The sequence below is a fragment of the Neochlamydia sp. TUME1 genome (genome assembly GCF_000813645.1).
Taxonomy (GTDB): Bacteria; Chlamydiota; Chlamydiia; order Chlamydiales; family Parachlamydiaceae; genus Neochlamydia.
In genome coordinates this window covers 1-14,314 of sequence record NZ_JRXI01000173.1, presented here as the reverse complement: position 1 = coordinate 14,314, position 14,314 = coordinate 1, and the positions used below count along the sequence as shown (strand labels likewise).

10 protein-coding genes and 1 pseudogene are annotated in these 14,314 nt (G+C 37.8%); 4 read left to right on the top strand and 7 right to left on the bottom strand.

Annotated elements, in window-relative coordinates:
- Positions 1-259: 259 nt before the first annotated feature.
- The 7 genes from DB41_RS08105 to DB41_RS08075 form a co-directional block, all read right to left on the bottom strand.
- Positions 260-1,165, bottom strand: coding sequence for a hypothetical protein (locus tag DB41_RS08105; protein WP_039386198.1), 906 nt, complete (start codon positions 1,163-1,165; stop codon positions 260-262).
- A 477-nt stretch (positions 1,166-1,642) separates the two neighbouring features.
- A complete protein-coding gene (locus DB41_RS08100; RefSeq protein ID WP_039386197.1) occupies positions 1,643-3,019 on the bottom strand; it encodes a sigma-54 dependent transcriptional regulator in 1,377 nt (458 codons plus the stop codon).
- Between the two features lie 297 nt (positions 3,020-3,316).
- Positions 3,317-3,721, bottom strand: a complete 405-nt coding sequence (flgN, locus tag DB41_RS08095; RefSeq protein WP_039386196.1) for a flagellar export chaperone FlgN — start codon at positions 3,719-3,721, stop codon at positions 3,317-3,319.
- Between the two features lie 264 nt (positions 3,722-3,985).
- Positions 3,986-4,969 (bottom strand): small ribosomal subunit Rsm22 family protein, encoded by a 984-nt coding sequence (locus tag DB41_RS08090; protein ID WP_039386194.1) that lies wholly within the window; start codon positions 4,967-4,969, stop codon positions 3,986-3,988.
- Complete coding sequence (locus DB41_RS08085) at positions 4,966-5,916, bottom strand: hypothetical protein (RefSeq protein WP_039386192.1); 951 nt, start codon at positions 5,914-5,916, stop codon at positions 4,966-4,968. The genes DB41_RS08090 and DB41_RS08085 overlap by 4 nt, the downstream gene beginning before the upstream one ends.
- 16 nt (positions 5,917-5,932) lie before the next feature.
- A complete protein-coding gene (locus DB41_RS08080) occupies positions 5,933-6,610 on the bottom strand; it encodes a hypothetical protein (RefSeq protein WP_155117630.1) in 678 nt (225 codons plus the stop codon).
- A gap of 37 nt (positions 6,611-6,647) precedes the next feature.
- The gene (locus DB41_RS08075; RefSeq protein ID WP_155117629.1) at positions 6,648-7,142 is read right to left on the bottom strand and encodes a hypothetical protein; all 495 of its coding nucleotides are present in this window, start codon (positions 7,140-7,142) and stop codon (positions 6,648-6,650) included.
- Positions 7,143-7,637: 495 nt separating this feature from the next.
- Between DB41_RS08075 and DB41_RS08070 the strand changes: the two genes are divergently transcribed.
- From DB41_RS08070 to DB41_RS12545, 4 genes and pseudogenes are all read left to right on the top strand, one after another.
- Positions 7,638-8,669, top strand: coding sequence for an aldo/keto reductase (locus DB41_RS08070; protein ID WP_039386190.1), 1,032 nt, complete (start codon positions 7,638-7,640; stop codon positions 8,667-8,669).
- A 728-nt stretch (positions 8,670-9,397) separates the two neighbouring features.
- Positions 9,398-13,015 (top strand): tetratricopeptide repeat protein, encoded by a 3,618-nt coding sequence (locus DB41_RS10875; RefSeq protein WP_052244030.1) that lies wholly within the window; start codon positions 9,398-9,400, stop codon positions 13,013-13,015.
- Positions 13,016-13,168 (top strand): annotated as a pseudogene (locus tag DB41_RS13030) (tetratricopeptide repeat protein); the annotation flags it as partial.
- On the top strand, positions 13,166-13,918 hold the full coding sequence (locus DB41_RS12545; RefSeq protein WP_368730551.1) for a tetratricopeptide repeat protein: 753 nt from the start codon (positions 13,166-13,168) through the stop codon (positions 13,916-13,918). The pseudogene DB41_RS13030 and the gene DB41_RS12545, both read left to right, overlap by 3 nt.
- The last annotated feature ends 396 nt before the right edge of the window (positions 13,919-14,314 follow it).

Below are 14,314 nucleotides of genomic sequence, written 5' to 3'. Positions count from 1 at the left end.
AACGGCGGGTCAAAGTTCGTGGCGCACCTAAGTCTGCATACCTAACCCTCTGAAAGTTGCCTCTCTACTTAATGAGAAGAATTTTATAAAGTATGGGATTACATAAGAAGTAGTGTGAAAGCGTATAAGAAGAGCAATAGAGCGAAAGGCAGCCTATTGCCCTTTTAAGAAAGAGAGGAAGGCGGAAGAAACAGCAAAATTTAATACCGCAAGAAAGATGAGGATACTTATAAAATTTTGTCTGGCATCTTGGAAAAAACTACGCTAGAAGGCTGAGTATAATTCCAGCTGCGCAAATGGCATTAGAGGTATAATTGAATTTTTCTCCATATAGCCTATTAGCCCATATATTACAGGCGATGATGGTACCTACAGCAAAACAAGGAAATAAAACACCTTTCTCTATGGGAAGAGCCCATTTGGTGGCTAAGAGTAATAAAGCTGTGGAAGCAAAATTTGCCAGACCTGCTAAAACCCCATACATTGTAGTAGTGGTAGTCCATGTATTCATTTGGCGAAGGAAATAAATGGCTTGAATTAGACAAGCGACTCCGAATTGTCCTAACATGAAACTCACATCCTCTTTGCTGACAAGAGCATAACTAGGGGCCGCTGTTTCTACTGTAGGACATATCACACAACGTGCTTGCATAAATGTTAGGGCAAGCACTTGAACAGCTAAGCAAGCAAGAGCATATTTCAACCAAGGATATAAACTTTTTAGGCTGCCTTTAGCTTCACCTTTGGCTCCTAAAAAAAGGCCTCCTATGACTAATAAAATCCCTAATAGTTTTTGATAAGAATAGGAGAAACCATTTTCCGAGCCGAATAAAGCAAATAAAATCATCCCTGGAAAAACGGCACTTGTATTTTGAAAGGCAAAGGTTAATCCAGCAGGCCCTTTATGTAAGGCGCAAGAGGTAAAAAACATTAACGCTATATTTAAAAGCCCTACAAGAGCTCCGATTCCTAACATTTTCAAATTAAGGCTTTCGAAAAAAATAGTGGGATAAAGAATAAAGGAAAATAGAAAAGAAGTTAAATAAAAAGCTAAGAGATAGGTGGTAGGGTTTGAGGCAGAGGAATTTTGAGAGTTCTTGCGGAAAAACAGATTGGATGAGGCTGAACCCCCGGCTGCTAGTAAAGACAGTAAGATGGCTCGCATGGTAGAAATATCTCCTTATTCAATAAAATAATATGGAAGAAATTCAAAAGTGAGGCTGGGCCTACAGCAAATTATATCGATAACTGTTAATAAATTCCAATGAAATAAGTAATTCCCTTTTTGGCAACTCTTTATGCAAGACGCTTTTACGCTCCTCTTTATGCAATCATCTACCCTATAAAAATATTCTCTTAACTAAAGAAACAGCTTTTAGAGGGTTAGGTATGCAGACGTAAGTTTTTTTTAAGCCTGTAATCCTACACTTAATAAAAACTCGTTGAAGGAAGTCAGTTTGGGAAAAGGTTGATTTCTTTTTTGGTTATACAGGCATAATTTCTTTAGAAGGTAGGATAGAAAAATTATCAAAGTATTAATCTCTTCAGGAGAAAAGAAAAGAGGGGAAGCACAAGCCCAGATGACCCAACTTTTTTACAAAGTCTCTATTAGCTCTTTCTAAAGATGTTCTAATATTTTCCCTTATTCGGCTGATTTTAAAAGACTATATTCTTGGAGCTTATTACGTAACTTGCGTGTGCTTATTCCTAGAATTTTAGCAGTTTTGGTTTGGTTATTATCTTGTTGATGGAAAGTCTCAATAATTAAGCGCTTTTCAAGTTCTTGTAAAGAAAGGCCTGTAGGAAATTCTCCGTTTTCCGCTGGTAATTTTTCTGATTTAAAACTTGTTTGAGGATCAATGAATAGGTGATCAGGCGAAACTTTGCTGGTGCTATCCATTACTACCGCTCGTTCGATGATATTAGCAAGTTCCCGTACGTTGCCGGGCCATGGATAAGCTAATAGCTTTTTCTCTGCTTCTAAGGAGAGTTGTTTGTTTTCTTTATGGTTTTCATTGCAGAATTTTTCTAGGAAATGCCTGGCTAATGGAATGATATCCTCTCTTCTCTCCCTTAGAGGCGGCAGATGGATAGGGATGACATTTAAGCGATAATAAAGATCTTCGCGCAGGTGTTTATGAAAGATAGCCTCCTTGATATCACGATTAGAAGTCGAGATGATCCTCACATCCACTTTAACCGCTTTTGTTCCCCCAATACGCTCAAATTCTTGTTCTTGAATCGCGCGTAAAAGCTTGGCCTGAAGAATTATAGGAATTTCTGTTACCTCATCAAGTAAAAGAGTGCCTGAATTAGCCAGCTCAAATCGTCCTAGTCTTTTAGCATTTGCTCCTGTAAAAGCTCCTTTCTCATGGCCAAAAAACTCTGCTTCTACCAAAGTTTCAGGAATGGCGGCACAGTTAACCTTGATAAAAGATTTGTGGGACCGTTGAGAATGGAAGTGGATGGCTTGTGCAATCACTTCTTTGCCAGTACCAGACTCTCCATTGATAAATACGCTAGCGTTGCTTTTAGCAATCTGAATCACATCCTCCATAATTTTTTTTATAGCTACGCTGTCTCCAATCACTAAAGATTGGGAGGCACTACCTGGTCCTTGCTGACGAAGATAATGATTTTCGTGGATAAGGGTTAGATGTTCACGAGCCTTTTCTAAAACTGCTTCTAAGGTATCGGGAGAAAAAGGTTTGATTAAATAATTGTAGGCTCCCAAACGCATGGCTTCCACAGCGTTTTCAATGCTTCCATAGGCGGTTATCACAATAATGATTGTTTGGGGAGAAATTTCTTTGATTTTTTGTAGTAAGTCAATTCCTGTTAAATCTGGCATTTTCATGTCGGTGATGACGATATCAAATAGGTGCTCCTTAATTAGAGCTAGAGCTTTAAGGCCGTCCTCAGCAGTAGTGACATCTAAAGATTTTCTTTTTAAGGTTTCAGCTAAAAAATCCCTTATCAAGGCTTCATCGTCGACAATAAGTACTTTTTCAATAGGCATATTAACTTCCCTGTAAAAGTCTTTTAAGGGCTATTTAATAATAAAAATCCATTTAGCTCTGCGCTTGCTTCTATCTATTCTTTATTAAAATAAAGAGCTTGCAGAAGGAATGGCAAATGAGTAGGTATAAACTATATGTATGTTTAATATCTGGCGTTTATTTCTAAAGCCCTGCTGAAAGGAAAATTTAAAAAGCCAATCCTTTCCTAGGCTATAGCAAGGTTTATTGTTTTGGGGGGTTATAAGTACGGTTATAGCTGTCTCAACTTTATATTAAAAAATTTTTATAAAATAAATTTAGATTTTTTTATTATCCATCTCTACTTGAGGGAGCTGTGAAAGAAGATTTTTTAGCAATTTTTGGTTAACAAGATCGAGCTGTAAAATCTCTTTAAGAATATCACATAAAGAAGTCAGCAGTTCGTTAATTTGCAAAGAAGAAGGGTCGTGAGAAGATTTATTTATCCAATACTTTTTAAGGGGTGTTAAGGTTTTTTCAATATCGCGTATACAAGCTACCAAAGCCTTTTTCTTGCTAAGGAGAGAATGCATTTCCTGAGGAGGATGTTTCGAAATTAACTTTTCATGCTCATAATGAGTTAGAGTTAAAATGTCTTTATAATAATCATGTTCTTTTTTTAAAAGGTGATAAAGTGCTTCATCATTCGAGAGGCTGCAAAGTGAGGAGAAATTTTTTGCCATAGCAGATGCCAATTTTCTTCAAAAGTTTTTTCCACAGCCTATGAATATTTGGGTTTTTGTTCAAGTAAGAATGAAAAAAAAATTATCTACTTAATCGGCAGGTTGGCTAAGCAATTGTTTGTATTATATAAATATAACTAAAAATTTAATAATAAAATCCCATAAATGGGCTGGTTTTAATAAATTAAAACTATTTTTAATAGCATGTTTGATTGATATGCCGAATTTAAATAAGAAGCTATCAAAAAGAAATTAGGGGGTAGGTTACAAACTATCTCCCCACTCTAAGTTACGGGCTTTTTTATAGAGCTCTCCATGGCGCCGTGAAATTATTCTATCCGCCAATCCTTCGTTTTGCGTGCAGAGCTTAAAACTTAGATGGCCCGAGTGCTTGTGAGGATGGCGTAGAATACGTGCCTCCGGCAAAGCGGTAGCAGCTTTCGTGCAAATGATATAAGAAAATTTTTCATCTTCATAGCCGAGAAGGGCACCTTTGGCTTGCTTGTGAAAAGGGGATCTTTCTAAGCGAACGCTGAAGTGGCACCAATCTTTTTCTGCCATGGGGCATGCATGCTGGTGGGGGCATGGAGCTAAAACATGTGCTTGTAAGTCGATGAGGTGCTGGCGTATTTGTCTAATTACCTGAAACCCTAGCATGGTGCCTGGTTCAATGATGACCAACGCTTGCCTAGCACTTTTCCATAGTTTTTTAATTATCTCTCCCCATACTGGCTTAGGCCACTCTCCCATGGCATAAGATACAATGATTAGATCACTTTCTGGAAAACAATCTTGTTTTAAAACATCTCCTTCTACCCACTGCGCCTCTCTGAATAAAGAAGTCTTAGCTTGCAAGGTTAATTTTTTGCCTAAAGAAATTAAAAAGTTATCCTGCTCAAGGAGAGTGATTTTACAAGTATGAGGGAATAGCTCGGAAACAGCCCACATGGCAGTACCGGGGCCTGCTCCTACATCCAGTACAGAGCCGAAGATTCCCTCATAACGTTCTTTTAATTTATTTAACACGTATCTTATCGCTTCAAAGGTTGCTGGCATACGTGAAAGTAGGTAGGCTATACGTTGCTCGGGGCTGCTCACAAAATGTTGCTTACTTTGCATAATTTTTTGGCGTTGCTTCTCATTGCGATAACGCTCACTCAGTTCTTGTGTAGCCTGTTGTAAAGCACTTCCCCTTAACGTGCGGGCCTCACGTTCGAGAGCTTGTTGTAAAATGTTGGGTAGATTCATGGTACCTTATAGTGGCGAGGATCTGTAGCTGTTACGGTAAAATCTAACATTGTTTCTGGCATATTAATAGCACGCGTAGCAAAGGCATGTTTAAATTGTTCTGTGGCTAGCTGATTATCTTCAGCTTTTTTAACCTGGTAGTAGAGGCTGATGCGCTGTTGTAAGATTTCTTCTACCGTAGAAGGATCTCCAAAGATGGCTAATAGGATAGCTTTTGGGGCTAAATACACTCTTATTTTGGTCTTTTGAGGGTTAAGAGTAACAAAGTCCAATAAGGAAATTGTATGAGCAGTATGTTTATATTCTTCAAAGCCTTCATCTAAAGATTTGTTATTCTCGTTGCTATCCAGCGCAGTTATATTTTCGGTAGGCAAATTAAGATGCTTATTCCCTAGATTTACAGAGGGGCTCAAGTTGTACCCTTTAAGCAATGAATAGTAAATATCTTGGAGAAAAGGCTGGCCTAAATCTAAGTTTTCTAAGCCATTTTTTGTTTTTATAGGGTTATTTTCAAGCGCTAATTTATGGCCAGCTGCTTCAATTGCCTGAATAAGATCATCGACCAGCTGAGGATTAATATTTAAGGCTTCTTTAAAATTTGTTTGCTCGCCAAAAACTTGATGGATAATCTTTTTTAATAATTCGCGGTAAGTAGCCTCAACTTGAGGATAAAAATTTCTAGCTTCCGGATGAAGTAACCAATAAAGATTAATTAGGGGACTTGCTTCTTTAGGAGCCGAATTTTTTTTGCTGTTCTCTTTACTTGAAAAAGTAGTCCATGCATACCATTGCTGAGCACCATTATCGATAGCAAGGTGGCCAATCCTAGATCTGTAACGCTCCAGTTCTTTTTGAGTAATTACAAAACTACGATAGATTTCTAAACGTCCATAAGTCAATAAAGTAAGCATCATTAAAAGGCTCATGACATAGATAAGGATATTCATGGGTAGACCTTAAATCTTATTTATTATAAATGATGGTAAAATCAGAGAAAGGGAATGGATAGACCCAAGTAATCGGTTCTTTTCTCTCTTTAGCTTTTAGGATAATTTTAATCATGGCAGGTAACTGGTTATATTCGCTTTTCCACTCCGAGTGTTCCCAGCTGTCTGCAGGCTGAATATCTGCTAACGGATAACTATCTTTATTAAAACTTCCTTGAGGTGCTTTATTGCCAACTAAAGAACGATCTTTTTGAGGAGGAATATAAAAATTGAAAGCTAAAGACTCTATACCTTCCATCAAGATTTCATTTTTCATTTTCAGAGAGGTAAGAGAGGGCCAAAATTTGGGAGAAGGAAGCGTGGCTAAACGTAGATTATCATGAACATCTACATACAGACGTCCTAGTACATGATTGGCAAATAAGGGATCACGGTTGGGTCCAAAATGATAGGTAAAAACTAAGCTAGGATTATTGGGCTTTAATAAGCCGTTAACATCTTGGCTAGTATAAAAGAAAAAATCTTTTTCCTCTGTACGGGGAGAGACCGCATGGGAAAGGATATCAGAAAGACGATTTTGCACATAAAATATCTGAAAAGCTTTAACTTGGGATTTATTGATATCTTGATTCCACCACTCCATATCATGATAAAAATGTAAAAGCAGCGTAAGGAGCAATGAGGTCAATGCCATAGCAACCATTAGCTCTATTAAGGTAATGAATTTTTTTTTATATTTCATAGAGGGGAAAAGGTTGTTCGTGATCCTGAGGAGCTAATTTTGAACCTCTAAGATCACGCAAAATGAATATTTTATATTTATAAACTAGAGCTTGCTGAGCGTTTATTTTATTTTTGGGGGTAAGGTTGGAAGTAAATTTAAAAATAAGGTGAATAAGATAGGCGGTAGACTCTTGCTGAGAAGTATTTCCCTTAGGTTTATGAATGATCGGTTCAAAATGATAGGAGCCTTTAAAAGGCAGATTTTGCTGTTGATTAAGCGCTTTAAGATCTTCTGAGGAGAGGGCAAAGCTTTTTTTTTCTTCAATATCTGCCCAGCTAATCTTATTAGTAAATAAGTCTTGATAAATTTGGGCAAACAGCAAAGTCACTACGCGATCAAGCTCTATCTTCTTGATAAATTCACGTTGGGATTTAGCGATGACAACTTGGGGGTAGATTAAAGGAAAGATGCACAACCCGGTAAGGGCAAAAGCGATAAGCACTTCCAGAAGTAAAACATGCTTTCGAGAATGAGGTCTGCTGGAGCGTCTTAGGTAGTGGCGTAGAGATAATACTTTTGAGAGCCATACAAAAAAAGAGATAAAGGGAACTTGCATGCTTTAAATATAAGAAGTTAAATGTTTTGATTTTATCTTACCCGACTTTTTAATGTATATCCAAATGCGTTAGGCTCTCGACCTTAACGGCTAAAGATATTGAAGGTTTTAAGTTATCTATAGATTTTTATAAAAAATTACATTAAATAAGACTAAGGGCAGATGCAAAATTAAGCTGGATAGGAAGGGAGCAAGTCGGCACTTAACTAAAGAGTAAAGAACATTTTGTAGGTAATATCAAAAGATAAAGAGTTTTTGTTTAGTTGTTTTTTGGCAAGATTTTCTCTTTTCTTCTTAAAGAAGAAACGAAGAGCATTATGCAAAAAAATTATTTTTAATGGTTAAAGTTCTAGAGTAACAAAAAATCACGAGGGTTTAAGTATGGAGTATCGTCAATTGGGAAAGTCGGGCCTTCAAGTTCCTGTATTAAGCTTTGGGACAGCTACCTTTGGAGGTGCTAACGAATTCTTTAAGCCCTGGGGTGAAACGGATGTAAAAGAAGCTACTAGGCTAGTTGAACTTTGCTTGGATAAGGGGCTTAATTTGTTTGATACGGCGGATGTTTATTCGCAAGGCAGATCCGAAGAAATTTTAGGTCAGGCTTTAAAGGGTAAAAGAGAAAAGGTATTAATTTCTACTAAAGCCACCTTCCAAATGGGTGAGGGGCCTAATGACCAAGGATCTTCCCGTTTTCATCTTATAAAAGCTTGTGAGGCTAGCTTAAAAAGGCTAGGCACAGATCATATTGATATCTACTTTATGCATGCTTTCGATGCACTCACTCCTGTTGAAGAAACTTTAGGGGCCTTAGATCATTTAATTCAAAGCGGAAAGATACGTTATATCGGCTGTTCTAACTTCTCCGGATGGCATGTGATGAAGTCTTTAGCCGTTTCTGAAAAATATGGCTTAGCTCGTTACGTCGTTTATCAAGGTTATTACTCTTTAATAGGACGCGATTATGAAGAAGAGCTTATGCCTCTAGGCGTAGATCAGGGCATCGGTTTAATGGCTTGGAGTCCTTTAGGATGGGGAAGGCTTACAGGGAAAATTCGTCGTGGCATGCCCTTACCCGAAGGAAGGCTTAAATCTGGGGGTGATATAGGAGGACCTCAAGTTGATGATGAATTCTTATACGATGTTCTCGATGTCTTAGAGGAAGTTGCACAAGAAACTGAGAAAACTGTTCCTCAAGTGGCCATCAATTGGCTATTACAGCGTCCAACAGTGGCTAACATCGTGTTAGGAGCACGCAATGAAGAGCAGCTTAAGCAAAATTTAGGAAGTATAGGATGGAATTTGACTCAAGAGCAAGTGGCCAAGCTTGACAAGGTGAGTGAAAGGATGCCCTCCTATCCTTACTGGCACCAACGCTTTTCCCGTGAAAGAAATCCTTCTCCTTTAGTGAGGTAAACAATAAGAAAAGATCAATGGGTTATAATCAAGCGGATTAAGAGGGATTTTAGTGATAAGATTATCTTGTCCTTATGCATGAATAAGCTTGTAAAAAAATTTAAAAGCTTTTTTAGAGGGGTTTTAAGCTGATTGATAACTTAAGCATTTGGGTGAGATAATCTGCTAGCTTAAAATGAATTTTAATGTTTTTTACATAAAACTCATCTTAGTAATTCAAGAGGAAAGGATTGCCTATAGGCCTGCTTGCCCATACTCATTAGCAGAAGATAATAAGCATATTGTCTACCAAAAATTAACTTAGTGCGCAAGAGGCAGGCAAAAATTAAGAGCCAGCAATTTGTAGCAAATTGTTTGGAGTAGGCTATGAATAGGGAGATGGAGAAGATAATAGTTTGCTAGCAAATAAGCGATGCTATACCACCACTAGTATTATCTAGAATTTTGGCAGCTACTTTGGACAAGATAGGTCTCGGAAAGGTATGTGGAGCCTCTGAAGCGATAAGATAGCATAAAAGGGATTAAGCCAGAATTATTGGACTTTTGTTCAGGGTGTTAGTGAGATAGAAAAAAATTTTGCTTAAAAAGCTCTGGATATGAGATAGAAGAAAAGCAGAAAAAAACCTTAATTTTTGTTTGTATAAGCAAGTGAGCCATAGTTAAGAAGAAGAGCGTATAACGCTATACGCGCATTGAAATACAAGTAAAGCTAAAAACCGGATAGGCGAATGAATTTAGACAATTTATCAACTAGCTCTTTTACATTTCCTGAATTTAAGGAAATAGATAAAAGAAAACAGGATCGAAAACTAGGCTCCTATACCGAGATTAGTTTAGAGATCTTCGAAAAACTGGGATGCCAAGACCTAGGCCAGGCAAGCTTAGTCTGCAAAGAATGGAAGCGATTAGTTGAACAAACCCATTTATGGAAAAAGCTTTATTCAGCAAGCTTTAAAGTTGGCTCGCAAGAAGAAGAGCAACCTGGTGATAAGGTACACTCCGTAGATCTTTCTTCTTGCCAGTGGGACGAAACTCAAATAGCGGTGGCTCTATGGCAGGATTCTACTACTATCATCAGTGATTCCATAAAAGCAAAAGTAAATGCTGCCGCTGCTTATCTAAAAGAAGAAGGCTTTGAATTAAAAGGTGTGGCTAGTGATGGAGACTGCTTCTTTAGCGCTTTTTTAGGAAGCTATGCATGCCTTTCTAGAAAAATTCCTTTATTAGACGATTGTAAAGATAAAATTCCTTATTTAAGGCAAGTACTCGCTGATATTGTTAAACACATCGATAGCGAAAGAGCCGAAGAAATAAAAAGAAAAGCTACTTGGGTAAGTGGCTTAGGTGAAGGTGATCTATTAGCCTCATCCTTATCTATTCCTATTAGGCTGGTAACGATTAATGAAGAGAAGTTGATTTGTGGTATACATGATAGGCTGATCTTTTCAGAACAAGACTTATCTGAAGAGAATAGATCGCAGGAATGGAAAACTATCCCTCAAAAAGAAAGACCTAAAGAATACATTTTTATCGTGGACTTAGGGGGTCACTTTGTGTATGCACAACCCTTAAAGCGAGAACGTTCTCTTTTCTTAGATTCAAAAAGCTCTTCTACTGTTTTTCTTTCTAATTCTTTACCTATAAATGCATTAAAAAGCCCCTTAAAGACATTGGGTAGTAGGGAGCTTTTATCTGACGAGCAGATAAAAGAAGCAGAAGAAGCCTACACGCAAGCTTTAAAACTTGCTGTTCAAGAGAAAGACCCTATCCAAGAAAGCCTTTGTATAGAAAGATTAGGTGATATTTATTTAAGAAAAGAGACATCAGAAACGCTTTTGCAAGCGGCAGGGCTTTACAATTATGCCTTACGCCTCGCTCCTCAGGAAAGACAAGAAATCCTTAGAAATAGACTTTTCCAAGTACAAAATTTACTTGTTAAACAATGTAAAGGCAGACCTTTTGATCCAGCGGTAGTAGAGAAACAATTTGAAAACAATCGTAAGGTATTGAAAAAATTCAGAGAAGAAATAGAGGAGAAAATTCAAAGGCTACCCGAAACTCCTTCTTCTCAAGAAGTAAGAAAGCTTTATGCTGAGATAGCTTGCCAGATAAAAATTTTCTTTAGGCAGCTTGCTATACAAGTTTTTGACAATTTAGGGTCTTCTCCATGTGATTATGCCATGATAGGTTTTGGCTCCCTAGCTAGAGAAGAGATGACTCCTTATTCAGACCTAGAATTTGGTATTCTTATAGAAGAAGATATTTTAGTAAATAGAGAATATTTCAAGTGTTTTACAATCCTCCTTCACTTGCATGTTATCAACTTAGGAGAAACCATTCTTCCTGCTTTAAATATTCCTTGCTTAAAAGCCATCAATTTTTTTGATGGTTTAACACCTCGGGGCTTTGCCTTGGATGGGGCAGGAGTAGAAGGAAAAGGCTGTAAAACTCCTTTAGGCAATGGCAAGACATTCGAGCTTATCCAAACTCCTGGACAGATGGCCCAGTATATTGGTAAAGATGAAGAAGGTCTGTGGTGGCATAAAAAAGAGCCCCATCTTCCTATGGAATTGCTAAACTTTACTCATTTGCTAGGTAACCTTAAATTAACTACAGCCTATGATGACAAAATCCAAGAAGCGCTTGAGATGTCCTATCAAGAAAGCCTCGATCTGCGCCAGTATTTAGCTAAGGAGCACCTTGTTCCAGATGATATGGAAACTTTTGACCCAGGAATGGGTGATTTAGGCAGAAATGGCATGCTTTTTAAAGTTAAAAATGATTTTTATCGGTTTCCTCATTTAGCTTTGGACCGATTAGCTCTCCTTAAAAAAGTAGAAGGTTCCGATACTTTTACTAGGATAGATAAGCTAAGTGAGTTAGAGATTATAATGAAAGGAGCCGCTGAAAGGTTAAGGGAATGGATGAGCCTAGCATTATTCATGCGCCTTAAGACTTATTCTCATTATCAGGCGCAACAAGAGATGATGAATCCTCTTCTTAAACCCTTTAGATTTGATGATGAAGAGCTTACTAAAAAGCAGTTTGCCTTAGATCATGAAATGTTAGGAAGGATAAAAAAAATTTACCAGACCTTTATTCCTTTCTATCAAGCCATTAAACAATTTTTAGCAGGTAATGAAAAGGCACTTAGATCTTCTGATTTGGACGATAACTCCATAAATACACAAGGGGAGATAGCTTTAAGGCTTTTTCAATATAAAGAAGCAGAAAAATGGTATTTTCTAGCAATAAAAGCAAACCCACAGAATTCCCATGCTTTAGGTGTTCTTGGAGCCATTTACCAACTTCAAGGCAATCTAGACAAAGCAGTAGAGTATAGCGAAAAAGCGCTTGCTATTGAGCTTAAGTTGTTTGGAGAAACTTTTATTGGAGTAGCAGGAAAGTATAATAACTTAGGGCAAATCTACAAAGAGCAAGGCAATTTAAGCAAGGCTGCAGAGTATAGCGAAAAAGCGCTTGGCATTGATTTAAAACTATTGAAAGAAGATCATGGCGTGATAGCAAGAGATTATAACAACCTGGGACTAATCTACAAAGAGCAAGGCAATTTAGGCAAGGCGGCAGAGTATACTAGCAAATCGCTTGCTATTAACCTTAAGCTGTATAAAGCACGAAAATATCCAATGGTAGCGATTGATTACGGCAACTTAGGATTAATCTACCAAGCTCAAGGCAATTTAAGCAAGGCTGCCGAATATAGCGAAAAAGCGCTGGCTATTCACCTAGAGCTTTTTGGTGAATATCACACTAGGGTCGCAATTGATTATAATAATTTAGCAACAATTTACCAAGCCCAAGGCCATTTGAATAAAGCTGGTGAGTATGCCAAAAAAGCACTTTCCATCAATCTTAAGTTGTATGGAGAAAAGCATTTCAATGTGGCGAGAGATTATAACAACCTAGGACAAATCTATGCAGACCAGAGCGATTTAGAGCAATCCCTAGAGTATACTAATAAAGCGCTTGCCATTAACCTCGAACTGTATGGTGAAAATCATCCTCAGGTAGCACCAAATTACAGCAATCTAGGAGCAATCTACCAAGAGCAAGGCAATTTAGGCAAAGCATCAGAGTATTTCAACAAAGCGCTTGTTATTGGTCTTAAGCTTTATGGTGAAAATCATCCCACGGTAGCAATTTATTACGGCAACGTAGCAGCAACTCACTACACCCAATGCAATCTAGCCAAAGCGGTAGAATATACACACAAAGCCCTTGCTATTAATATTAAGCTTTTTGGTGAAAATTACCCTAAGGTAGCAACTGATTACCGCAACTTAGGAGTGATGTACCAAGATCAGGGCAAATTAGAGCAAGCTTAAGAATATCTACGCAAAGCACTTACCATTGCCCGTGAGTTGTTTGGAGAAAATCATCCGTCAGTTGCAAGCGTTTACAACAGCCTAGGAGCAATGTACCAAGACCAGGGTAAATTGAAGCAAGCCGAAGAATATCTACACAAAGCACTTAACATTACCTATGAGCTGTTTGATGAAAATCGTCCATTAATAGCAAACTATTGCAATACCCTAGCACTAATCTATCAAAGCCAGGGTAAATTGGAAGAAGCGGCAGAGCAGAGTAAAAAATCACTTAACCTTACCCATGAGCTGTTTGGTGACAATCATCCATCAGTAGCAAGATATTACGCTACCCTAGCGCTAATCTATCAAAGCCAGGGTAAATTGGAACATGCGGTTGAGTATAGCACCAAAGCGCTTGCCATTGATTGTAAGCTCTTTGGGGACAATCATCCTGAGGCGGCAAGATCTTATAGAGATTTAGGAGCAATTTATCTAGACCAAGGTAAATTGGGGCAAGCGGCAAAGTATAGCATCAGAGCCCTTACTATTTATCATAAGTTTTATGGAAAAAACAATCCTAGAGCGGCAATCACTTGTAACAACCTAGGACAAATTTATCAAAACTACGGCAATTTAGCTAAGGCAGTAGAATATAGCACTAGGGCACTTGCCATTAATCTAAAGCTTTTTGGTAAAAATCATCCTCAGGTTGCCGTTTGTTGTAATAACTTAGGAAGGATCTACCAACAACAAGGCAATTTTGATAAGGCATTTGAGCATATGAGTAAGGCCTTAAAACTCTCCTACCGACTATATGGAGAGAATCATCATAAAGTAATAAAATCTTGCAATGACTTAATGGCCCTCTTCTTAGAGGTTTATTCAAAACAGTCTGGGCAAAAAAATAATTTTTTAGGGTAGGTGTTACATTACTTGGCTAGCCATTTTTTAAGAATCCTGTCTTATTGATAGCCAATATGCCTCCCTCTTTATCTTTTAACAAGCCGACTTGCAAGCTATCCTTTATTGCATCTGTTTCTCCAAAAGCTTAGGTATTAGGAAATACTGAAAAGCATGCGGCGTTTGCAAGCTGTTGTCTTATACCTGATGCTAGCTATTTTTACATTCTGCCTTGCTGAATCTCCAGGTATATTGCAAAGCTACCTATCTAGTATCATTTTGAATCAGAAAAGTTATAGATTAAGGTTAACTCTTCTTTTTATTATAACTAGAGCGGCATTGGTTTCAGAAACAATCAGCCAGTGTGGGGCTAAGCAATCTCTATATACAGAGGAATCTCTGCTTTTATCTATGGCT